Here is a 22812-nt window from a genome sequence, read left to right on the forward strand (position 1 = left end):
TGCACAAAAAGTTGATAGAGATAACAATCTTCCGACGTCAAGAATCATCAAGAATCATGATGTCGTCACGGCGCGGGGATGAACTGCCCCGGAGCTGCACGGGACATCGAACATGCTTCCGATACTGATCTTGGTCGCGATCTTCCTAGTCGCATTCGTTCTTGGCTATGCGGCGCACGCCCGGCGCTCGCATAAGCGTCGTGTGCGTTATCTGATGTACGCGCCCTACGTGACCAGATCGTAAGCCAGCCCGCAGGTGCGGCGCTGGGCCTGCAGGATTCGCGGCGCGCTCAATCCTGCAAGCGACGCCCGAAGGTTCGGATCACGCCGACCTTATTCGCCAGCTCGCGGGGATGGGTCCGGGCTCAATATTGAAACACCAGATCGGGATTCCGTGGATCTGGAAACCGGACGTAAGTCCGGTTCGGACCGTAGTAGTAGTTCGGTTCGTCGGTCCTGGTGCGCGGATCAAAGGTGTAGGGATAGCCGTTCTCGAGCGAGCGATGCCGAACAAGAACTGCGGTCGGGTAACCGCATCGCGGACCGCAATAGGGGTTCGGCCCACGGTCGATCCGCAGGATGGGAGCCGCGGAGCGGGCCTGCCGCGGATGAGCCGCATAGTCGGCGGCGCGCGCGGGAGTGCCGAGCATCATCACTGTCGAGGCGAGTGCAACAAGGCCGGCATAGAATTGTGACATCGCTTTTGTTCCCCTGATTGCGGCTAACCTTAAACGTTCGTGCCAGCACGAGCAACCAGTCCGATTCTGCCGTCGGAAATCGAATGAAATGTGGCCGAGACGGATCGGTCGGACCTTCTGCGCCTTGTGCTTGCGCCGCCCGGTCCGCTTCGGGCGCGGTGTTTAGCCGCGCAGTATCGGAACGAACGTCGGATCGATTGATTGAACCGCGTCGACTAGGGAGGCCTTGCCGAGGTCCGATGCCCGTCGATAGGCTGACACGATTGCGGGCTTCAATTCCGGTCGGCGAGTCAGGATCAGCCGGACGTCGCCGCGTACGAGATCATTGACGTCCGGATCGGCGAGCGCATCGAAACGACCGGCGATGTCGAGCCGCACCGGTATCAATCGCGTATCAGTTGGCGCAGTAAAATAGGCCATTTTCAATGCCTCGAACACGACAGGATCGTGCGGGTCGCGTTGAGCCTGAAGCAGCACCAGAGCCAGCCACAGTTCGGGATCGTAAGGCGAGGTCGCCAGCGCCTGCCTGACCCTGCCGATGGCGTCCGGCTGGCCGGTAGATCGTACGGCCGTCGGCTTCTGCCGGCCGGCCTCGATCGCCTGCAACGCAGCGATCAAGGCATGGTTGTTTTCCAGCTCTGATCCGAAAGGGGAGAACGTTGCCGGAAAAGAGGGTACCTCTCCAGTCCAGGGCGAGCTGATCTTGTCTGCGTCGGACGGAAACGCCGCGTGCTCCAGCCCGACGGTCTCCGCGACCGCCGAGGCAATCGCATAGGATCCGATGGTCAGGGCCAATGCGATCAGAAGGATGCGAGATCCGCTCAAGGACGTCATTCCCGATCGACCGCCGAGGCGTCGCGTGACGTCATCTTATCGTAGGATTGAGGGCTGCTGGTCCGGCCCGCAGATTGCGCGAGCCCCAGTCCGACCATCACGGCCACTATGATCTGAACCGAAGAACTTGAGAGGCTTGTATCAAGGAAGCTCTCGCAGAGTACAACCAGAACGCTAGCGGCTGCAGCCGACGCGAAAAAGAAATCTCGTCCTCGCCGAACGGCGCCACGAAAGGTAGAGAAAAAAAGCTGGGCTGCGAAGCCCGCCAGGATCACTATCGCCGGTCGTCCCCACTCGATCGCGATCGAGACCGCGGTGGAAGGGGAAACCGGCAACGGCGTGGCGCCGGGGGCCTGATAGGCCCTCGACGTCAGCCCGAATGTTCCGACGCCATTGCCCAGCCACGGCGCGTCAGCGAGCATGCGTTCTGCCGGTACGGCAGCCTCCGGAGCGACGCTTACGAATCCAAGCAGATCCGAACTACCGGACTGAAGGTGTGGCACGGCCATCGCGCCGGCCATCGTCGCGAAAACTGCAAATAGGATCGCCGACGGCCAAGAACGAAATCCCAGGCGGCGGACGGCGGCGATGAAAACCACTACGGTCAAGCCCAGGCCAGTTACCGCCAGCAAACTCCCTCGTGCGAGGGTCGCCAATGCCGCGAACGCAACGGCAATTCCGGACAGGCCGGAAAGAACCCCGAGCCACAGCGGGAGCGAGGCCAGATTGCGGATGTCCTGCTGGTGTAGGTGTCGTTCAATTGCGCGGGCAATGAGCGCGCCATTTGCGAATATTGCGAGCGCGGCTGCTGCCGGAAACGGGCTCGCGGCGGCGCCGGTGTCGGGATACATGCCTGCCAACAGATCGAGCCGGCTGAACAGGACTTCGACCGACATGAAAGTCGTGACTGCGCACAGCACGAACAGGATCGTTTCGGCCCGGTGACGATCCTTGGTGATAATGACGGCAGATACCGCCAGCGACACGTCGATCAGATAGATGAAGAGGCTTCGCAGCGTCGAGCCGGGATCAATGCTGATGCGGCCTGGCAGCGATGGTTCGTTCAATGCGATCGAAGTCGCCGACCAGATCGGGTTTGCAATCGATGGAGAGGGCAGTGGGAAGATTTGCACCACCATCCAGACGGCCGGAAGCAGAATCGCGAGCGAGAATCGCTTCAGCAGCTGCCCGATCGATGAAAATTCGGCCGCCGGTCCCCTTGCCGCCATGGCCAGCATGATGGCGGCGACAAGCGCGACCGCAGGTTGTGCGAAGGCGCCGTTGGCAATTGCCAGGATCGGGGTCACCCCCAGAAGTGCGATCAGAAGATAGGAAGCTATCGACAAGATTTGGGACTTCGAAGCAAGATTGGGTCGAGGCGACCGTGGATATCACCGCGGCAACGGGGCGGAAGGTGGCGACTATCGCATAAGCGAACATGCGACGCCAACGCACGCGATGCATTCGAGGGAACCCTGAAGTTCCGTCGTCAACCGGCCTACCGAACGTGGCAATTTTGCGACAGGTAACGAAGCGCCGCAGACAACCCGCCGATCGGCACCGCGCCGCGGATCTCGGTCGGCTTGCTCTGAATGTCGACGGAAAGCTCTTTTGCGCTCTGCCACTCGGCGGCCGCGAGGTTCGACGCGCCCGCGGGCAGCAACAGTGCCGCACCGCCTTGGATCACGGAGGCTTCGAACTCCGCCGGCTTTTCGCCTGTCGTCAGGACCACGGTCGGCCGTGTCGAGCGTGACACGGGCTCGAGAAGGATGAGCACGACTTCAATTCCGTCCCGCCCGCATTGCAGGCTCAAGCCCGCAAGGCGTGCATCCGATTTGACGCTGTCGACAACATGCATCGCTGAAATGGCGTCGGCGCCGCCGTCAGGATTTGTGGTCTTCACCAATCGCCATCCGCCCTCAAGCTGTGTCGATTGGCTACCGCTCTCGACCTGCCTGAAGGCCTCTTCGTCGCACTGTCGACGCTGCTCTGGGTTGATGCCGGACGCGCAATTCAACATGCCCGGGCGCGGCGGATCTGCCCGGCTGGAACTATTGGCCACAACCAAAAGAGCAGCGCAGAGCAGGGTTACACACATCATGACAAACGCAGTCGGAATCCTCACTGGAACTAGACTCTTCTTATTCAACGGTCGTATCAAAAGCATGATCCGCTGTACCTCGCAACTTTGCCGCCCGCGCCATGACGACGTCGTTGTCGCCTCGGACGGCGACCGAATGAGACGAGGCGCGCCAATCTCAATCTGACGCGGGATTGCTGAAAATAAATTCGCGACGGAATCGCCACGCGGAACAGGTGAATCGAAAGTTCATTGACGCCCTCTAATGCACTACAACTGCTGATCGTTTGGAACTTGCGCACGAAAAGGATGCAAATTTGGCACGTTTCTGCCTAATTTTTGATCGCGAGAGCGGCCGCCTGTAACTGTGCTGCAACAACACTGGCTTATTCTTGGCTGCGACAATCTCTCCTTATTCTGACCATCTCATGCAGCTTCGTTTGCGCCACTTTGGGAATTGGGTAATGTCTAAGCTTGGGCGTGATGGGGATTAGTCTTGAGGCGTAGCGTGTTAGTGTGGGGAGTGTTGCTCGGCATTTTGCTGTCTTCAGCGGGATGTTCGATCGTGCCTTCGTCGGGTCCGGAAGATCACGTCGTCAAGAGCCAGATCACAAGGTCGGGGCCGGATTACGAGCTGGTCAAGCTCACACCGACCGTCGTCGACATTTTGAAGGAATATGGCCCCGGCGCAATCGCGGGGTCATTTCCTGATCATCGGCCGCCGGCGGGCATCAAATTTGGCATCGGGGACACGGTGGCAGTTTCGATCTTCGAAGCCGCCGCAGGCGGACTTTTTATTCCGGCAGAGGCCGGCGTGCGACCAGGTAACTTCGTCGCCTTGCCGAACCAGAATGTCGATTTGAACGGGTTCATTACGGTTCCCTACGCAGGCCAGGTGAAGGCCAACGGCCGCAGTCCCACCGAGATCCAGCAGGATATCGTGAAGGCGATCGGAAACCGCGCCATTGAACCGCAGGTGGTGGTGTCCCTGATCACGCAAAACACCTCGCTCGTCAGCGTGCTGGGCGAAGTGAAAACGCCGGCGCGTCTGACGGCGAATGCGGCCGGCGAGCGGGTCCTTGACCTGATTGCACGTGCCGGCGGCCTGACGGGGCCGGGCTGGGAGAGTTGGGTGACGCTGGAGCGCGCCGGCAAGCGTGCCACAGTTCCGTTCGGAGCCTTGATGTATCAGCCGGCCAACAACATCTGGGTCCATCCCGGCGACACCATCTATGTCTACCGCGAGCCGCAGGTCTTCCTCGCCTTTGGGGCATTCACGATTGGAGGAAGCTTCGGGGGACAGGCTCAGTTCCCGTTCGATATGTGGAAGATCACCATGGCGCAGGCGATGGCAAAGGCTGGCGGCCTGGTTGACGCGCAGGCGGAGCCCGCGGGCGTCTATGTCTATCGGCGCGAGCCGCGCGAACTGGCGGAACGACTGGGCATCGACTGCTCCAAATACTCCGGCCCGCTGGTGCCCGTGGTGTATAACGCCGACTTCCGGGATCCGGCCGCCTTCTTCCTCGCAAGCAGGTTTGAAATGCGGGACAAGGACGTGTTGTTTGCAGCGAACGCCGCCATCGTCGACACAACAAAGTTCCTGCAGTTCGTCCAGCAAGTGGTCGGCACCGCCAACTCCACGATTGTCGCCGCGAACAACGCGCAAATCCTCAAGATCAACTCGCGCCAGTGATGGATTGGAGTGTAGGTGCAGGTTCTTATTGGTTAGAGGGCGGCCTATGCACGTTGTGTGTACCGATCAGGCACCTTCAGCCGATGATCGATCGAGAAACGCCTTGAGCCCGAACCGGGACGCTGGCGTCAAGTCTCGTTCAAGGCGACGGAGCGAATGCATCAACTCGCCGGGATCGACGATTTCGAGCGAACCCTCCGTCACGACAATTTCATCCAAGGGGATCCCCCGCACCAGAAATACGGTGCCCCTGACAATGTCGCCTCCGACAACCTCACCACATTCATCGAGGCTTGTCAGAAGCTCGAACCTTTCGGGCGCAATCGGATAGCTGAGTTCTTCCCGCAGCTCGCGCGCGATGCAGGCGAGATATGTCTCGTCCGGCTCGCGATGGCCCCCGAACAGCGAAAGTCTCCCGGGATAGGCAATGCCTGGAATGTCGTCGCGGCGCTGGAAAAGGTAACGGCCGGTGGTGTCAAGGACAACTGCAATCGCGATGTGACGATCCGGCATCATGTACTTTCAGGATGTGGTGACTCAAGCACAGTAAGCCGTCAAGGGCAGGGCCAGTTTGTCATATTTAAGGATGCTGTGTGATGCTTCTTCGACCGATTGCGGGCATGTTCTCCGAGGCGGTTTCGGCAAGAACGGTGCGCTCCAGACTCAAATCGTTCTGCACAAATGCGACCCTTTTTGCACCGCGCTATGTCGTCACGGCCTGCGAAATAGGCACTGATGAACGAGCCCTGCTCGGAATGAGGTCAGCGCGCGATCGTGCAATTGTGCGAAGCAGGCTTTTTCTTTTGAGTTTGGCGAACAGGATCGGTAGATTAGCGAGGCGACGGGTGATCGCAAAAGAACCCTGTTCAACACGCCTGCAAGTTGAGCACCAATCCACATTGTTCCGACCGGTCAATGGTCGTATTGTTCGGACGGACGGATAGAGGTTGCAATGACCAGTCTCGAACGACCGGATTATCGCGTAGTTGTTCGACCTCAAGTTGAGGACTATCGGGCTGCGGAGAAGGAAATAGAACATTCCGATAGCCTGGAGCTGTTCGTCCTCCGTGCGCTTCGTCGATACTGGTTGATTGCCGCAGCAGCCCTTGTTTTGGGCCTTGTTTCGTCCGTGCTGCTGCATAGCCTGCTTGACACCAAATACGAGGCGACGGCGTCCCTGCTTGTCGACAACGGCAAGCAGAACGAAGTCAGTCAAGGGACCGACTCGGTCTTTGTAAATTCACAAATCGAGTTGTTGAACAGCGAACTGGTCCTCAGATCGGCCATCCAGAGCGTCGGCGTTGGCAGGTTGTACCCGAAGAGCCCTGACGGTGAACTCTCCAAGTTGCTGAACTCGCTAGGCGTCGCTCGGAAAGAGATGAGCAACGAGGATCGTGCATACAAGTCGGCGGCGCGCGCATTGAAGGTGCAGCTAGAGCCCCGGACCAGCATGATCCGGGTCTCCTTTCGGCACGAAGATCCGCGGCTCGCAGCATCTTTTGTGAACGCGCTCACGGAAAGCTATCTGAGCAAGTACAGAGATCTCTACACCCAGGCTGGGACGGCCGATTTCCTCCGCGGAGAGGTGGATCAGCTTCAGCGCAAGGTGGCGACGGCCGCCGCGGCCCTTGGCTCCTTCGTGACCGCAAATCGTACTTACGCGATCGACGAGCAGAGAAAGCTCCTTCTGACGCTCCAGAGCGACCTCGCCAAGTCACTGGCGACGGTGCGAACTGAGCTGGCGCAGAAGCAGGAGGAGCTGAGGGTCGTCGAGGAGCAGATCAACCAACTGAGGCCGAACGCGGCCCGCGCCCCACAGGCCCGCGATCCGTCAAAGCCGATGCCGGAGCCGGCGGTTCCGCTGCCATACAACAGGAGCCTGTTTAGCGACGATCCTCCCCTGTTGCTTGTGAAGCTTTATCAGGAGACGACGCAGCAATTTCTGACATTGAAGATGACGATCGCCGGGTTGGGCGCCGCGCAGTCGGCACATGCGGCCGAGCTCGATGGTGTTGCAAGGGATCTTGCCAACCTTGCCGGCCTTGAAGCCGAGACCAATCACCTCAAGAGGCAGCTCAGCGCCGCGGAACAGGAACTGACAGAGATCAGCGCGCGCGCGGCGGACAAGCGAATTGCAGCAGCAATGACCGAAAATAACCTTTCGGTCATCAAGATCGCTCAACCCGCGTCTGTTCCGTTTGAGACGGCGGGACGCAGTATCTGGCTGTTCCTGGCGATCGGCTCCTTCCTGTCTTTCCTGATCGCGGTGGGACTGGCCTGCGTGTTGCAGTTGATTTCAGCCTATCGAAATCCGCCGAGAGGCATTCCCGCCAGCTTCCTCCGTACGGTCCGTTTCTACCTGTTTTTCCCAGGCTAGACGCATTTCCGACGACCGCCGGTCGGACGGGCTCGGTTGGGCCGGCCTGATTGATTCAGTGTGCGGCTTTGTCCCCGAGAACCGACATCGATCGCCGGATGGTTTGCGGACTGAGCCAACCGAATGGCTCGATCTCGGGGATGTGGATCGACAACCCGCGCCAGGATAGGAGAAAGAGCACGAGTTCGGCGATTACGCTCGCATAGGCGGCGCCCAATGCGCCAAGTGCGGGAACGAAAATACAGGACGCGACGATGGACGTAAGGGCCGCAAGGGCAAGGTAGATGACCCGTGGAATGGTTTGTTGTCCGGTTACGAGCAGCGAGCTGAAGGCGCTCTGCAAGAATCTCGCCGGAATTGTAATGCTCATCACAAGCAGCAGTTCGACAGACGGCGCGTATCTCGATCCAAACATCCAGGGAACCAGCCCGTGAGCGGTGGTCATCAAGATCGCCATTGCGAGTATCCCGAACGCAGCCATGAGCGCCGCAGACAAATAGAACGCGGCTGCGAATTTCTTGCGGTCATGGTGGCCCCAATGAAAGACCCTTTCAGCAACGAACTTGGAGTAGAACACTGAGGGGAACATCATCGCCGCAGAAACGATAAGAAATGCGATATTGTATTGAGCGGTCTCGGTTCCGCCCCGGAAGTACTCCAAAATTACGATCGGTCCCTGGAAGAATATGAGATAGATCGCGCCGAATACCAGAAACGGGCCAGCAGAGCCGGCCGTCTCCAGCAGGGTGGGATGCGGGTGCCGATAGCTCTCCAGAAGCCGATCCCAGGAACGCGCTGGGACTGCAAGCAAACTACAGATGACCGCGATGGCACCCATCAATCCAAATCCGACCAGCACGGCCCGGAGGCTGGAGATCGCGACTGCCTTGAGGCACAAGGCAACCATCGCGCGTCCAAGCTGGGTCACGACCTGCCAAAACGCGACTTGACCTGCGCGGCGCTCGATTTGATAGCGGACCGACGACAGTTCTACGGCCAGTTGCCCCAACAGGATCGGAAGCGAGGCTGTCAGCAACAGCAGCCGTTCGGAGGGAGGAAACTTTGCAGCCGTTAGCCCGTAAGCGACGAGACCAACGATGCCGAGGGCGGTGAGAAGCGCCACCAGTTGCGCGGCGGGAAAATACCAGCGAAAAGCCTTCTCTTTCTCCCTGCCGACCACCTGCAGCAGAAACCAGTTCATTCCTCCCATGCCGATTAATGCTAGAAGGTTTATGATCGACGACAAGGCGGCAATTGTGCCGAGAGCCTCCAGGTCCATGGAGCGGGCCAATGTTAGTTGCGCAAGAAAATTGAAAAAGGCTGCGAGAAATGTCCCGGAATACAGCAGTGTCAGGGCGCCTATCGCTCGCCTGATGAATGGGTTGCGGATCATCCAGCTTGTCCTTCCCGTGCCGCGATGTGGCGCCGGCACGCAGTCTATTGTCAAATCCAAAAGGCGAAAGTTCAGCGTGTCGCCGTCAGAGGCCAATCGATGACGGGGCGCTCGATACTCTTCGTAACCGACGAGCTCTTCCTTCCGTTGCCGTCGAAAAATGCGTCCGGTTGGCTGTATTACACGATAGCGGAGACCTACAAGAAGCGAGGCTGGAAGATTTGTTGCGTTTCGTTCTTCCGCGATCCGCGCCTGGCGGAATCGAGCGAAGTGAATTCGGCCTATGGAGAGCTTTTCTCGCAATTCCTGCTGCTGCCTGGCTGGAATCGCGGAGGACATCCGCTTGGTGCTGTTGGTCGGGTCTGGCGAGAGGTTGAGCGAGCGTTGACCGGCAATGTCCTGTCATCCCATCCATTCCTTGCCACCAACAGCATCGGAAACTCGCGCAGGATCGCAGAGCTCTTGAACGCATGGCAGGTCGACGTCGTTTACCTTGCCAAGCCGCAATCGGTTCAATTGCTTGGTCGGGTGCTGCCTCGGCTGTCCAACGGACGCAAGCCGCTCGTTGTGATGAGTGCCCATGATGACTTTGTCAATCGCGCGATCGCCTACCGCGGGACGTACCGGAGATTGTTTGACGCGTTGAACTTGCGGCAGGTCCTGCGCAATCATGCCAATGCTTGGCTAAGATACTATCTCGAGCGAATTGACGTTGTGCGCTCGCGGCGGGCTGAAACGGAAATATTCGACGCGTGCCATTTGGTTCGCGTGGAGTCTGTGGATGAGTTCGCAAACTATTCGGCCATAAACCAGTCAACGGCGAAGCTCTCTCACAAACCGTTCTCCTATGTGGCTCCGGTTCGACAAACGGGAGTAACCGCGGCTAGAGCATTCGATGCGGGGTTCATTGGATCGAGTGATGTGATGAATCTCGATGCCGTGCTGTACTTGCGGGACATGATACTGCCGATCATTCGGAGGGAGGCACCGGAATTTCGGGTGCTGATTGCCGGAGGGATATCGAGCAAGGTCCTTCCGCTCGTCGAAGGCGTCGGTAATATCACTGTCTGGGACAGTCTGGACGATGTATCGAACTTCTACCGCGCCATTCGCGTTGCAGCGGTGCCGCTCCGCGCCGGCACCGGCGTCAGCATCAAGGTGCTGGAGGCGTTGTCGTTCGGAAAAAAGATCGTCAGTACGCCTGTCGGTGTCCGTGGGTTGCCGCACAGGCTGCTCGCCAACACGATCGTGACCAGTGATCCGAACGAGTTTGCGCATGCTCTTTTGAAGGAGCAAACTCGGTCCGGCATGCACAGTCAGCCCGTCATCGATGGTTGAGTTGGAGACGACAAGAGGGCGCTTGTTCATGGCAAACGTTCGCCGGAGCGACATCCTGTTTGCGTCAGCCCTGGTTTTCTACCTGCTGATCGCCGCGGATATTGTGCCTGGCGTCACTGGTCTTCAGGCCGACTACGAGCCGGGCTATCTCGATGTCATGAATATCGACAAGGGCGGGGACGTTGTGCGGCAGGCTCTTCTTGCCCCGTTCTTTCTCGCTTCCGTCTATCTGCTGGCACGGGCCAGGCTGCAGGAGAATTTCCGACGGTTGGGGTGGCCGGCGGCCGTCGTGATTGCAATTTGCTTGTTGTCCGCCGCCTGGTCGCCGGACCCCTCGGCGACCCTGAGGAAGGCACTGGGGCTGTTCGGGACCTTCTCGGTGGGAACGTATGTGGCCAGCCGCTTGAGTTGGTACCGCTTTGCCAAGCTTGCTCGGATCGCGGTCGCGGTGGCGCTGGCGGGGTCGTTCGTTTGGTTGCTGGTGTCGCCTGACAAGGCGCTCGACACCAACGGCCAACTTCGAGGGCTGTTCAATCACAAGAATATCCTGGGACAGTTTGCCGGCATTGGCTATCTCGTGTTCCTTTCGCTCGCCTTCGGGGAAACCGGTCGTCGCAGATTTGTGCAGCTTGTGGGCGCTGGAGCTTGCGTTCTGTCGCTGTTGCTGGCGGGGTCCGCAACGCCGCTGATCTCCATTGGATTTGTAACCGCTTGGGTCTACGCGCGATCTCGGCTGAGATTGCGACCGCGGGAATTGGCCGTGCTCACCGCCGTGATCTGCGTAGGTAGCATTCTGTTTCTGATCGCGGCGCCTGATGCGTTTACGTCTGTGATTGGCCGGGACGTGACCCTGTCGGGGCGAACCAACATCTGGCAATTCGCACTGGAAATGGCGGCGGCGAGGCCGTTTCTCGGATACGGTTATGGTGTGTTCTGGCTGGGGACAAATTCCCCCGGGTCGCTGTTTTGGGACACGACCCTCCAGTTCGAACTGAGCGCCCACAATGGCTATTTGCAATGTCTTCTCGACATCGGGATGGCGGGGCTCCTGGTTAGTCTTGTCGCGGTACTAGGACCCCTGCATAGGGTGCTGACACGGTCGGACGTCGAAGGGGCCTACGTCCATCGGCCCGAAAACGTTTCAGAATGGTTCCTGATCTTCTTTCTGATTCTCAATGTGGCAGAAATCCGCCTTTTCGACCCAACGTCCGTGGTGACTTTCGTATTCGCCTATGTTTCCGCGCATTTGAGAGGGGAGACCGGAGCTCGCGATGTTCGGAGAGAGCCCGCGTTTGCGGCAAACGGCGCGGGGCGCCCTTAGATTGCGTCAACAACTGGGCGAGAATCTTCCACGGGCGTTTCGACTCGCGCGTACGCATGGTTGTTAGATTGTGCGATTGCCCAAATTTTCGTCGTTAATTCGGCCACCACATTACGACAAAAATTGATCACAACTAAGGAGAATTTGTCGTATCCTAAACCTTGTTTGGGGGCCCGTAGTCGGAACTAAAGCTTGTTCCGCAGTCGGAACTAAGTTTTTCGGTATTGCGTATTGAAAGGCGGGTCGCGTGCGCATTGGGGTATTTGTAGAATTGTTCGCTCCCAGCGTGGGTGGGCAGGAGCTGTTTTTTGAGGGGCTTTCTCGACAACTCGTCAGGAATGGTCATGTGGTCGATGTTCATTGCATCGCGCACGCACCAGGCTTGGCTAGCGTGGAGAACTTCGACGGGATTACGGTTTTCCGTCACCCTGTAGACGCATCTTATAAGGATCCGCGCTTCAAAATGATGAAGCGGGCCTGGCCGACGATCATCAAATACGCAATGCACGTTCGTCGAGTATCCAGAGGGACGAACTACGACGTGCTCTTGCTCAATCAGTGGCCCCTTTTGCATGCGGTGACGATCCCGAAATCGCAGCGTGCGAAGGCGGTGATACATTGGTGCGAAATTCGTACCGGGCTGTTCTTTAGGTTGATCCAGGCTGTCCTACCGCGGTTTGCGGCCATGAACGTGGCGGTCAGTGACGCCGTGGGCCGCTCGATCCAGCCGTTTTGCGTCGGCCCCGTGCACATTCTCCCGAGTGGAATTGATGTTGAGCTTTATCATTCGCTGCCGCAGAACGGGCGTTCGGGAATTTGCCATCTCGGCAGGATGGCATCTCACAAGAATATTCCTTTGCTGATCGACGCCTTCGAATTGTTGAAGGATCGGGGATACTCTGGCGCGCTGACGCTGGCGGGAGATGGGCCCGCAGTCGACGAGATCAGGGAGCGGGTCCGGACATCCCGGTACGCGTCCGATATCTTACTGCCCGGCCTCGTCTCGGACAGCGCCAAGATCGAGCTGCTGGCCAAATCCGAGGTTCTCGTCGTCTCCAGCCGGCGCGAAGGGTTTCCGAGAGTCGTTGCCGAAGCGATGGCCAGTGGGTTACCCGTCGTCACATGCGAGTATGAGATGAATGGAACAAAGGACGTCGTGCGCTCCTATGATTGCGGCGTGGTGACGCTTCCCACGCCGGACCGGCTTGCTCAAGGCGTGTGTGATGCAATTGCGCGCTGGGATCACTATTCCGCAACCGGCTGTGCTGCTGCGAAGACGCTCTCTTGGACTTTGATCGCGGAAAGCTTTGAGGAATTGGTTGCTCCGGGCCTTGGCGATAGGTCTTCGTCTCTCCCAAGCCGTTTCAGTGAAGCCAGGGTCGCATGAAGCGAAGGATCCTGGTTGCGGGCGGCGCCGGATTCGTTGGGCGGCAACTTGTTCGAAAGTTGATGACCCAGCACGATGTTTGCGTGGTAGATGCGCTGAAGTTCGGAAACCGCTTCGACGAATCCGATAATTCCAAGATTGTGCTGGAGACGGTCGACATTCGGGATTGGCGCTCGCTCTCGGACGTCATGGAGCGGTTTCGTCCCGAAATCCTGATCCATCTTGCTGCAATCCACTTTATCCCCGAGTGCGAGCGCGATCCCGCGCAGGCCGAAGAGGTCAATGTCCTCGGAACGATGAATCTTCTTCGGACCTGTCCGATCGGCGCGCGCTTTGTTTTTGCCAGCAGCGGTGCGGTCTATCAGCCGGACGATGCGCCACACGATGAGACCAACTCGCCCGTGGGACCGGCCGACATCTACGGCCTGACGAAGTTGCATGCCGAGCACTTTGTGAGGTATTTCGTCAAGCAGAGAGGGCTCTGCGGCGCCATAGTCAGGCTTTTCAACGTGATCGGGCCGGGAGAAACCAGCCCGCATATCTTGCCCGAAATCATCTACCAACTGAAGTCGGGGAACACCAGGATCAAGCTTGGGAATGTTTGGCCGCAGCGTGACTATGTCCATGTCGAGGATGCAGCCGGGGGATTCGGACGCGTCGCGCTGTGCGGCGACATTCCGGCGGGTGTGACGGAATTGGTCAATCTGGGCTCCGGCAAGCAATATTCGGTGTCGGCGATCCTGGACGAGTTACGATCGCTTACGGCGCTTCCGATCGAGGTCGAGCATGATGCATCGCGCGCCCGCGCGGTCGATCGACCATTCCTGCAGGCGAGCATCGCCAGGATTCAAGCCGGTTTCGGATGGTCGCCCAGGCTAAACATCGCCGCTGCGTTGGCAGACCTTTGGAAGAATCCGGATCTTGCACCCAGCCTGGTTGAGCAGCTGCGAAACCGCTGACAAAGGCCGCCTCAAGGGCGGCTTGAGCGCGGGCGGCGGGCTCGGCTTTGCGAGAGGGCATTCTCATAGATGCGCAGATGCGCCTTGATCTGGCTATCGATCGAGAATGTCGTGGACGCAAACGAGGCTGCCCTCGTGGCGAGCGATTGCGCCAGTTGAGGAGAATCCAGCAGCGACAGGATATGTGCTGCAAATTCGGCGGCGGTCAGCGGGTCGGCCAGAAGACCGGTTTCGCCGTGGCATATCAGCTCCTGGTTGCCGGGAATCCGTGACGCTACGACCGGCAATCCCATCTTCATCGCCTCGACCACAGACACCGGGACGCCCTCCCAGAGCGACGGCAATAGAAGGATCCGTGCCCTCGACATCAACTCGAGCGCGTCGGTCCGAGACTTCGTGCCAACTATGGTAATCTGGGATTCCACCCCCAGTGCCCTGCATTTCTCGCGCAACGCCGTCTCGAGTTCACCACCGCCAACGATCAGCATCCTTATGCGCGGCCGGTTCATTGCAGCCAGAATGGCCGGCAGGGCGAGCGGATTCTTCTGCGGGTGAAGGCGACCCACAAAGGCGATGTCAAATTCGGGTTGCAGGGAGAGCTTGCAGCCCGCCGGTAGCTCGACTCCATTATATATTTGGCTCCATCGCCGCGGATCGTCGACCAGACCCTCCCTGCGCGCAAATGCCTCGTCCGCCTTTCCGACCAGGACAATCTGGTCAGCGCGCGCGATGCACAACTTCTCCATCAGCTTGAAGAACGGCCGGCTGCCCGGGCCTCTCTTGTCGTAGTGGAAGCCGTGGACCGTGTAAGCAAAGGCGGGGCGCTTGCCGCGCGGCAGGAGCGATATGGGCAATGCCGACCTGGCGCCATGGGCGTGAACGATGTCCGGCGGACGGTGCTCGAACAACTCCGATATCTGGCGCGCTATCTGGAGCACATTCTTCCGGCGGCTGAAGTCGATGCCAAACGTCTTCCATCCCTTTGCGCTGGCGAGGTCGAAAAAGTAACTTCCGATCTGAGTAACGACGGCGGTTTCCACGCCGCTCGCAGTCATGCCGCTGCACAATGTTTCGACAACGACCGGACCACCGCCGGGATTTCCATCGCCCAAAATATGAACTACACGCATCTTACTGACTGGCCTACGTCGTTCGATCCAGTTCGTGGATCGATCAAGTATAAGACACACATAGAGCGACGGGACGTTCGATGGAAGTGGCAATGAATGTCGGGGCGAACAGGCAAATCTTGCGATTGGCCAAGCAGCTAACGAGGCTTTTCATCCTGCTGGTTACGCTGGGCGTGCCATCGGTCGGCCGCTGCGATCCGCTGCAGAAGGGCATGAACGCCGGCGATCTTCTCTTCATGCCGGTGGGTGAACTCCGGTCCCGATTTGTGGAGTTCAGGAGTGCCGGTGTCAAATGGCTGAGAGTGGAGTTTGACTGGAATCGCATCCAGCCGGACAATCAGGATACTTACATCATTCAGCAGCACGACAGGATTGTTGCCCTCGCCCGGGAGTTCAATATTTCGGTCCTGGGCCTAATCTATTATTGCCCAGCTTGGGCAAACGGTGGGCACAAGGCACCGGCATACCCTCCGGCGGACCCGGGCACTTTCGGCCGGTTCGCCGGTTACCTCGCGGCGAGGTACGCATCATCAGGTATTCGGCATTGGGAGATCTGGAATGAGCCGAATCTTGGCAGCAGCTGGGAGCCTGTCCCGTCACCTTCACAGTATGTTGCGCTGTTGAAGACCGCCTACCAAGCCATCAAGAACGTCGATAGCGGCGCGACCGTTATAGCGGGCGGTCTGGCACAGCCAAACAACACCGGCACGACAATGCGCGCTGCGGAATTCTTGGATGCGCTCTACAGGAACGGAGCGCGGCCGTTCTTCGATGCCGTCGGCAACCATCCGTATACGTCTCCAAGTCCTCCAGATCGGTCGGACGGAAATTCCTGGCAGCAAATGGAAAGTTCGGACGGCCTGCGAGGGATCATGGACAGGTACAAAGATCATGACAAGCGCATCTGGGTGACCGAGTACGGCGCTCCGACGGACGGAGAAGCAAATACGGTTATTTCCGAAACGGCCCAGGTCCGGCTTCTCAAATCGGCCTTCGAACTTGCGTCGCGGAAGCCAGATCTCGGGCCGCTCTTCTGGTACAACTTTAGAGATTGGTGTCCAAAAGGAAAGACCGATCCGGACTGCTACTATGGTCTCCTGAGATTCGATAATTCCCGGAAGCCCTCATACGCTGCGTTCGTCGACGTGCATTGACAACCGGCACCGTGGATCTCGGGCGCCTGAGGAATTTGCATGAACCATCAGTAAACGCTCGATCGCATACCTCAACTGCACTGTTTTGCGGCAAACGTCATTTGCACGAGTCCCGCAGCGCGCGCCATTCTTTATCGATCTTGGTAACGAATGGCTGTCCTTCATTGCAGGTCCCATCTCGTTTTTGAAGTGCAGCTTGGCTTTAGCGGCTGTTGCTGCTGCTCTTTTTTTAGTTGTGGAGCATTAACATCGTCGTAAAGCCAATCTTGAATCGCGTTTTTCGATAAAAACGAGAAAGCCTTCTTCAATTGATCGCAATTCTTGTCGCGCACTCTTTCGTCGACACGACTGCCATTCTGGTCGTTGGTGCAGGGATGCCATTATGACAACCGCCATAGCAAGCGTGACGGCGATCGACATCGCCAAGTTTGTGCAGTCGATCGGGGTGAACACCCATCTCGGCAACTGGACGGTGTACGAGAATGTTGGCCTGGTCGAGAGTTCGCTCGCCTATCTCGGAGTGACCACGGTCCGGGACGGCAGCATGTTCTCGACGGCACACGCGCAGGCGGCGTACTCGCAACTGGCGACTGATGGGATCAAATTTGACTTTTTCACGCCGACAGGAACCGACCTGTCGACGTTCATCAATCAGCTGGATGCGTTCGTCGCGGCTCACCCTGGAAGCCTGTTCGCGATCGAAGGTCCCAACGAGGTGGACCTCCAGGCCATCTCCTATAATGGCAGTTCGTCGCTCACGAGCGCGGCCGCATTCCAGCGAGCACTTTTTGCGGCCGTTCAGGTCGATCCAAATCTGAAGGATGTGCCGGTCTACAACCTCACGCTCTCCCAGCCGAACACCTCCAACTACAACCAGGTGGGGAACCTGGCATCGGCGACGGACGACGCCAATATTCATGCCTACGTCTGGTCAGGGACCACGCCAAATCAGGCCCTGCTGAATGACATGAACATTGCGCGGTGGGACGCGGCGGGGCTGCCTGTTATCTTCACGGAAACGGGCTATGACACGATGACGAGCGATCCCATGAGCGGGGTCGATCAGACGGTCCAGGCGAAGTACACGCTCGACACCCTGATGGACGCGTTCAAGAACGGTGTCGCACAAACTTTCCTGTATGAGTTGTTCGACGAGGCCTCTGATCCGAACTTCACGAACAACCAAGCCCACTTCGGCCTGTTCAACAACGACGGCAGTCCGAAGCTGGTTGCGACCGCGATACATAATCTCACGACCATCCTGAGCGATCCCAACGCGTCGCGATCGTTCACTCCCGGCAGCCTGCCGTATGGTCTGGACAACATGCCGTCCACCGCTTCGCAGCTGCTGCTTGAGAAGCACGACGGCACGTTTGACCTGGTGCTCTGGGATGAGCACGTCATCTGGGATCCGACCCAGCAAAAGGAAATCGCGTCACCGACCAGCGACGTGACGCTCAATCTCGGAAAGTCGTACGCGGTAGTTTATGTGTTCGATCCCCTCGTCGGGACCAGCCCCATCGCGACCTATACCAACGTCTCACAGATCCATGTTTCGTTGACGGATCATCCGCTTGTGATTCAGATCGGCAGTGGAAGTCTGACGTCGAGTGCCCCTTCCTCGGCAGGCGCGCTGGCTGATACAACTCCGCCGGATGCACCGAACATCGCATCGTTCTCGCCGGACGCCGGGCTGGTGGGCGATGGTATCACGAACGCCAGCAGGCTGACGCTGACCGGGACCGCGGAAGCGGGCAGCAAGATCCTGGTATTCGACGGCACGACGCAGATCGGCACAACCGCTGTCGACGGCAGCGGCAACTGGGCGTTTGCGACCGGCACGCTGGCCGACGGGATCCATGGCTTTACCGGTCGGGCGGTGGACGGGGCCGGCAATGTCAGCGCGGCATCGAGCGCATTTAGCGTCACGATCGACACGGTCGCGCCCAACGCGCCGGTTCTCGGCTCGGACACACTCATCTCGTCCAACAAGGTGGTGGTGTCGGGAACGGCGGAAGCGGGCAGCACGATCAAGCTGTACGAAGCGGACACATTGCTCGGCACTGCTGTGACGGCATCGAATGGAACGTGGAGCCTCACGACCGGATCGCTCGCCAACGGAACCCATGCATTCACGGCAACCGCAAGCGATGCGGCCGGGAACGTGAGCAATCTCGCCACCGCGCTCCCCACCCTTGTCGGAACGATCATCGATGCGACCGGGTCGGCCGGCTTGATCGAGATCGGCAACAAGTTCTACGTGGGCAACGCCAGCACTGGCTTCAACGCCGAGCTGAAAGTTGCGGGCGTCGCCGAGGTGGCGGATCCGACGGGGCACGTCGCACCGCTCGGAGCCGAGAAGACCGCGACCGGCTACCAGGTCGTCTGGACGCTCGGCGGCGGCCGGTATTCGATCTGGACCGCGGACAACAACGGAAACGAGACCTCCTATGTTCACGTGTCCGGGACGAGCAGCACGCTGGAGACCCTGGAAACGACCTTCCACGAGGACCTCAATGGCGACGGCGTGATCGGCGCAGCGCCGGTCCCGACAACGCTGATCGAGACCAAAGGCTCGGCCGGCGTTGCCCAGATCGCCGGCAATTTCTATGTCGGTAACGCGAGCACTGGCTACAGCACTGAGCTGAAAGTTGCCGGCGTCGCCCAGGTGGCGGACCCGACGGGGCAGGTCGCGCCGCTCGCGGCCGAGAAGACCGCAACAGGGTACCAGGTCGTCTGGACGCTCGGTGGTGGTCTGTACTCCATCTGGACTACGGACAACAATGGCAACGAGATCGCCTACGTGCATGTGTCCGGCACCAGCAGCATGCTTAAGGCCTTGGAGGCCACTTTCCTCCAGGACTTCAACGGCGACGGTGTGATCAATACGGCGTCGACCGTGTTGGATGTCTCCGGCAAGGCGGTCCTTGCCCTGAGCAACACGAGCCAAGCGGCGACGATCGAGCCGGGCGCGATGCTCGAACTGACCGGGGCAGCTTCGGGGGCGATCAGGTTCGCCGGTACGACGGGCACCCTGGTGCTCGACCATGCATCCCAGTTCACCGGGACGATCTCCGGCCTTTCCGGCAACGGAAGCGCAGCCAGTTCGGACATTCTCGATCTGAAGGATATCTCGTTCGTCACCGGAACGAGGGCCTCATACTCGGGCAACACGGCCGGCGGGATCCTGACCGTGTCGGACGCGCAGAACCACATCTCGCACATCACGTTGGTCGGCGACTACACGCATTCAACGTTCAATCTCTCAAGCGACGGAAGGGGCGGCACCTTCGTGATCGATCCGCCTGCTGATGGGTTCGTCTTCGCCGCGGTAACCTCGCAGACCGGCCCCAAACTTGCCGCGGCAACCCGCGCTGACGATTTGGTGCCTCACTTGTCTGGGCCCGCCGGGGCGTTGTACGATCCCCACTTTGCCCCAAACGTGCAGGGCGGGGAGGGCGCCCATCTGACCTCGTTCCACACACCGCCGGTCGAGGGATTTCTGCTCCACATCTAAGCGATCGACTTTTTCTTGAGTGAGACGATGACCGGGAGCGCCGTACATACCCACTGTGGCAAATCTGGTGTGGTCTCAAGCGCGACGGGCCAAGGCGGCGGTCCTGTGGTGACGGTCGCGATTCTTGCCGCTTGCGATCGATGCTATCCATCAGGAAGGTACGACCACGCAGGTAGGAAAGAAGTTGGCATTCCCCGTGCTGAGAGCCTTCCCTAACCAGCCAACCCGAATTGGGTTTGCTTGAAATTGAGGCAAATATCATGCTGTTAATGTACCATTCTGGAACGACAGGTTCGATGCGCCTACAAGCGCTCATCGCGAACCTCCCCTGGAAAATTCAGCTCGTCAGCGCCGACGAGGAGCGGAGGAGGGGGTCTTTTTCGTGAATAATGTGACGTATCCCCTGATTTCCAAGGGCCTGCGGAGCAGCCGCGACAATCTGGTCGCCGCTATCCGACACCGAAGCCCGGTTAAGGGATGTCGATCCCTTGTCGCTACCATCGGGTACTAGGAGCTTTCAGTTGGGCGGAGTGAGCCCTGTATTTAACCGGAATTGAAAACTTTGGTAGGATGTTGGCATGTCGATGGCCGATCCCGGCGTCGGCCGGTCCTGTTCAGCCCCTACTTGAGCGGCGCTGCTGCGATATAAGGGGCGGCCCAAGGATAATGAGGAGAGGAGCTATGTTGGGGCTTGTTCTGGTGAGTGGCATCTGCGGATTGCTCCTGGGACGCTATTACAAGATGTACGTGTGTTTGCCTACGACGGTTCTGTTGATCCCGGCGGCTTATTTTGTCGGTCAAACGGACAGTTTTACGAATGGAATTCTCGCCTTCGTTTTCAGCGCCATCGCTCTGCAGGTATGTTATGCATTCGGCGCGGCGGTCCGCATCTTCATCGAAAACTTCGGGCCACAAAAGGCTCCCTCCGAGGATTTCATCTAACCGCAGACTTTCCATTGACGTTTTTTTAGGCACCGAGCGCCGCCTTGACGCGAGAGGGGCAGGAAATCTGCAGTACGGCGCACAATGTTCCCCGAAGCCTCGCATTTTGGGAACGGCTGCGTAGCAGCGGTAAAAGCGTTATCCCGCCGCCGCCGCAATCCGATCTGGTCCCATCATATCCAGTGAAGCATAAGGTCGCTGGGATGGAATACCGCATGATGCGGGCTCACCTGACTAGCGTCGGCCGAATGGCTGAACATTGCATCGGATCTTGCCGCCATCGACGGGCCGTCCGATCCGGCATCGTTCGCGAGCGCAGCTAAGCTGCGGTGCGCGATGTTCGACGGTGATCCTTCGGGTGCAAAGCTGTCCTGGCTTCTGAAATTTGCGTCGGCAAGCTGGTGGAAAACAAGTGTGTCGTTGCCAACGCCTCCTGGGGCGCCTGATCCGTCGGTCGCGGCTGCCGACGCGGATGCGAACTGAAAATTGTGGTTGAAGCCGTCGATCGCCGCAGCGCTGCCATGACCGTTGGCGGACGCACCGCTCATTTCGGTGTTGCCGTTGCTAACCGTAGCGCTATCCTGCGAGAGCGATGACGCAGACGCCGCAGCTGCGGATTCAGATGCAGAAGCGGGTGCATGGTCGAAGGCTGAAGCAGATGAGTGCACAGATGAGGACGTGGACGCGGATACAGGTGCGGACATTGGCGGGTCACCGAAATACTTCGCCCAAGCTGTAGCCTCCTGCGGCTTGTGGTCGGCGGAACTGGTGAATTGATATTGTCCGCCCGAGTTCGAATCCCAGATGTTCACGAAGCTGACGGTAACGCCCGATTGATGCAGTGTGTCCGCCAACCACTTCACGAATGTCGGATTATCGGTGAGACCGGCGCCATCATTTGTATTGCCCGCGCCGGTCTCGGCGACTGCGAAAGGCTTGCCGGCCGATTTGGCGAGATTGATCAGTTGCTGGAGAGTGGTCGCATGGCCGTCGCTGCCGTCGAGCGACCATTGGTTGGAGGCCGGGTAAGTGTAGTAGTGATCGAGATTGATCGGGTCCGCCGCCCATTGCTTGACGCTGCTGTCGTAGACTGGACGGGACGAATTGAGGACCTGCCCGCTCTTGTCCCAGTCATACAAATGCGTTGACGAGCCGTAGGGAAACACGTCGCCGTAGACGTCAGCGGCGATGATGTCGACATGCTGGTTCCCGGGGTAAGCGGTGTCGATGACATTGCCCGCGTGGCTGTAGTTCGCCACGCTAGGATTCCACGCCACCTTGATGTTCACCCCGTCGGCTTTGCCCGCGGCGTGCAAGACGGTGTAGATGTGCTGGAACGCCTTGACCCAGTCGGCGCGTGTCGCGGCGTCCTCGCCGGCATAGGACGGCATGGTGCCGATATTCATCTCCCAGCCGGGCCGCCAGATCTGTGTCGTGAAGCCATTCTCGGCCCACGCCTTGACCATGCCCTTCAGAACGGAATCGTAGTCCCCCGCCGCGAAGTTCTTGTAGAACTGATCAGGAGTTCCAGAGTTCGAAGCCGTCGAGGTCATCGGCAGACCGATCACCGGCGTGACATCCTTCAGGACGGGCGATTGTGCCATCGAGGCCGCATTCCAACTCGCCTGGCCGACCCATTCGGATGTGGGCAGGCGCTGATCGCCATATTGGTCGAGGAACAGCGGCTTGGCTTTCATCAGGTTCGAGAAGGCGTTGAAGTTTGCTTCGAAATTCACCTCTTCACTGGCATCGTAGTAGTTCGGGTTCCCGACAAAGACGCCGAGAGGAAACGGTGTTGCGCCGGTCGCGTTCTGAGCCATGTCGTGTCTCTTGTCTTGCCACCACTTTCGTTTCGTTCGTGTCTAGGCAGCAAATGCGAAATTGTAATGTCGTCGCTCGACGCGGCGCTGCTGCCAAACCAGGCACATATCGTCGCGTCGACAAAGGGCCGCTTGACGAGCCTTGGTCGCCGTCTACCTTCATGACCCC

The 22812-nt window shown here is 58.9% G+C and carries 17 protein-coding genes; 9 read left to right on the plus strand and 8 right to left on the minus strand.

Annotated features, from left to right (window positions below):
* Nucleotides 1–365: 365 nt before the first annotated feature.
* From UP10_RS00740 to UP10_RS43855, 4 genes are all read right to left on the minus strand, one after another.
* Complete coding sequence (locus UP10_RS00740; protein WP_044585533.1) at nt 366–698, minus strand: hypothetical protein; 333 nt, start codon at nt 696–698, stop codon at nt 366–368.
* Nucleotides 699–860: 162 nt separating this feature from the next.
* Entirely contained in the window at nt 861–1523 is a 663-nt protein-coding gene (locus UP10_RS00745) for a hypothetical protein (RefSeq protein ID WP_156179585.1), read from the minus strand.
* 5 nt (nt 1524–1528) lie between these two features.
* Nucleotides 1529–2878 carry an O-antigen ligase family protein gene (locus UP10_RS00750; protein ID WP_156179586.1) on the minus strand — a complete coding sequence of 450 codons (1350 nt, stop codon included), beginning with the start codon at nt 2876–2878 and terminating at the stop codon, nt 1529–1531.
* A gap of 152 nt (nt 2879–3030) precedes the next feature.
* Nucleotides 3031–3699 (minus strand): hypothetical protein, encoded by a 669-nt coding sequence (locus tag UP10_RS43855; protein WP_156179587.1) that lies wholly within the window; start codon nt 3697–3699, stop codon nt 3031–3033.
* Nucleotides 3700–4177: 478 nt separating this feature from the next.
* On the opposite strand from UP10_RS43855, the gene UP10_RS00760 reads away from it, so the two are divergent.
* The gene (locus UP10_RS00760) at nt 4178–5305 is read left to right on the plus strand and encodes a polysaccharide biosynthesis/export family protein (protein WP_082076934.1); all 1128 of its coding nucleotides are present in this window, start codon (nt 4178–4180) and stop codon (nt 5303–5305) included.
* A 66-nt stretch (nt 5306–5371) separates the two neighbouring features.
* On the opposite strand, the gene UP10_RS41895 is transcribed toward UP10_RS00760, so the two are convergent.
* Nucleotides 5372–5821 (minus strand): NUDIX domain-containing protein, encoded by a 450-nt coding sequence (locus UP10_RS41895; protein WP_050043510.1) that lies wholly within the window; start codon nt 5819–5821, stop codon nt 5372–5374.
* A 436-nt stretch (nt 5822–6257) separates the two neighbouring features.
* Here UP10_RS41895 and UP10_RS00770 point away from each other — a divergent pair, with 436 nt between their 5' ends.
* Nucleotides 6258–7682 (plus strand): GumC family protein, encoded by a 1425-nt coding sequence (locus tag UP10_RS00770; RefSeq protein ID WP_044585538.1) that lies wholly within the window; start codon nt 6258–6260, stop codon nt 7680–7682.
* 55 nt (nt 7683–7737) lie between these two features.
* Here the strand turns inward: UP10_RS00770 and UP10_RS00775 are convergent, their stop codons facing one another.
* Entirely contained in the window at nt 7738–9075 is a 1338-nt protein-coding gene (locus tag UP10_RS00775; RefSeq protein ID WP_044585539.1) for a lipopolysaccharide biosynthesis protein, read from the minus strand.
* 99 nt (nt 9076–9174) lie between these two features.
* Between UP10_RS00775 and UP10_RS00780 the strand changes: the two genes are divergently transcribed.
* The 4 genes from UP10_RS00780 (at nt 9175) to UP10_RS00795 (ending at nt 14080) form a co-directional block, all read left to right on the plus strand.
* Nucleotides 9175–10413: a glycosyltransferase family 4 protein gene (locus UP10_RS00780; protein ID WP_197086702.1), complete on the plus strand. Its 1239-nt coding sequence runs from the start codon at nt 9175–9177 to the stop codon at nt 10411–10413.
* A 28-nt stretch (nt 10414–10441) separates the two neighbouring features.
* Nucleotides 10442–11734 (plus strand): O-antigen ligase family protein, encoded by a 1293-nt coding sequence (locus UP10_RS00785; protein WP_197086703.1) that lies wholly within the window; start codon nt 10442–10444, stop codon nt 11732–11734.
* 247 nt (nt 11735–11981) lie between these two features.
* Entirely contained in the window at nt 11982–13121 is a 1140-nt protein-coding gene (locus UP10_RS00790; protein ID WP_082076923.1) for a glycosyltransferase family 4 protein, read from the plus strand.
* Nucleotides 13118–14080: an NAD-dependent epimerase/dehydratase family protein gene (locus UP10_RS00795; RefSeq protein ID WP_044585542.1), complete on the plus strand. Its 963-nt coding sequence runs from the start codon at nt 13118–13120 to the stop codon at nt 14078–14080. The genes UP10_RS00790 and UP10_RS00795 overlap by 4 nt, the downstream gene beginning before the upstream one ends.
* 11 nt (nt 14081–14091) lie before the next feature.
* Here the strand turns inward: UP10_RS00795 and UP10_RS00800 are convergent, their stop codons facing one another.
* A complete protein-coding gene (locus tag UP10_RS00800; protein WP_082076924.1) occupies nt 14092–15210 on the minus strand; it encodes a glycosyltransferase family 4 protein in 1119 nt (372 codons plus the stop codon).
* An 80-nt stretch (nt 15211–15290) separates the two neighbouring features.
* Here UP10_RS00800 and UP10_RS00805 point away from each other — a divergent pair, with 80 nt between their 5' ends.
* The 3 genes from UP10_RS00805 (at nt 15291) to UP10_RS00815 (ending at nt 20823) form a co-directional block, all read left to right on the plus strand.
* Complete coding sequence (locus UP10_RS00805; RefSeq protein ID WP_050043512.1) at nt 15291–16364, plus strand: cellulase family glycosylhydrolase; 1074 nt, start codon at nt 15291–15293, stop codon at nt 16362–16364.
* Between the two features lie 382 nt (nt 16365–16746).
* Nucleotides 16747–19881: an Ig-like domain-containing protein gene (locus UP10_RS41900; protein ID WP_050043513.1), complete on the plus strand. Its 3135-nt coding sequence runs from the start codon at nt 16747–16749 to the stop codon at nt 19879–19881.
* Nucleotides 19882–20562: 681 nt separating this feature from the next.
* On the plus strand, nt 20563–20823 hold the full coding sequence (locus UP10_RS00815) for a hypothetical protein (protein WP_044585544.1): 261 nt from the start codon (nt 20563–20565) through the stop codon (nt 20821–20823).
* Between the two features lie 173 nt (nt 20824–20996).
* Here the strand turns inward: UP10_RS00815 and UP10_RS00820 are convergent, their stop codons facing one another.
* Entirely contained in the window at nt 20997–22643 is a 1647-nt protein-coding gene (locus UP10_RS00820) for a glycoside hydrolase family 26 protein (protein ID WP_044585545.1), read from the minus strand.
* Nucleotides 22644–22812: the final 169 nt, after the last annotated feature.

This window comes from Bradyrhizobium sp. LTSPM299 (genome assembly GCF_000938235.1).
Lineage (GTDB): Bacteria > Pseudomonadota > Alphaproteobacteria > Rhizobiales > Xanthobacteraceae > Bradyrhizobium.

Excerpts from the sequence above, each read along its gene's own strand:
- UP10_RS00740 (WP_044585533.1), bottom strand. The coding sequence starts at position 698 with ATGTCACAATTCTATGCCGGCCTTGTTGCACTCGCCTCGACAGTGATG.
- UP10_RS43855 (WP_156179587.1), bottom strand. The coding sequence starts at position 3,699 with ATGCTTTTGATACGACCGTTGAATAAGAAGAGTCTAGTTCCAGTGAGG.
- UP10_RS41895 (WP_050043510.1), bottom strand. The coding sequence starts at position 5,821 with ATGATGCCGGATCGTCACATCGCGATTGCAGTTGTCCTTGACACCACC.
- UP10_RS00770 (WP_044585538.1), top strand. The coding sequence starts at position 6,258 with ATGACCAGTCTCGAACGACCGGATTATCGCGTAGTTGTTCGACCTCAA.
- UP10_RS00775 (WP_044585539.1), bottom strand. The coding sequence starts at position 9,075 with ATGATCCGCAACCCATTCATCAGGCGAGCGATAGGCGCCCTGACACTG.
- UP10_RS00780 (WP_197086702.1), top strand. The coding sequence starts at position 9,175 with ATGACGGGGCGCTCGATACTCTTCGTAACCGACGAGCTCTTCCTTCCG.
- UP10_RS00785 (WP_197086703.1), top strand. The coding sequence starts at position 10,442 with ATGGCAAACGTTCGCCGGAGCGACATCCTGTTTGCGTCAGCCCTGGTT.
- UP10_RS00795 (WP_044585542.1), top strand. The coding sequence starts at position 13,118 with ATGAAGCGAAGGATCCTGGTTGCGGGCGGCGCCGGATTCGTTGGGCGG.
- UP10_RS00800 (WP_082076924.1), bottom strand. The coding sequence starts at position 15,210 with ATGCGTGTAGTTCATATTTTGGGCGATGGAAATCCCGGCGGTGGTCCG.
- UP10_RS00805 (WP_050043512.1), top strand. The coding sequence starts at position 15,291 with ATGGAAGTGGCAATGAATGTCGGGGCGAACAGGCAAATCTTGCGATTG.
- UP10_RS41900 (WP_050043513.1), top strand. The coding sequence starts at position 16,747 with ATGACAACCGCCATAGCAAGCGTGACGGCGATCGACATCGCCAAGTTT.
- UP10_RS00815 (WP_044585544.1), top strand. The coding sequence starts at position 20,563 with ATGTTGGGGCTTGTTCTGGTGAGTGGCATCTGCGGATTGCTCCTGGGA.
- UP10_RS00820 (WP_044585545.1), bottom strand. The coding sequence starts at position 22,643 with ATGGCTCAGAACGCGACCGGCGCAACACCGTTTCCTCTCGGCGTCTTT.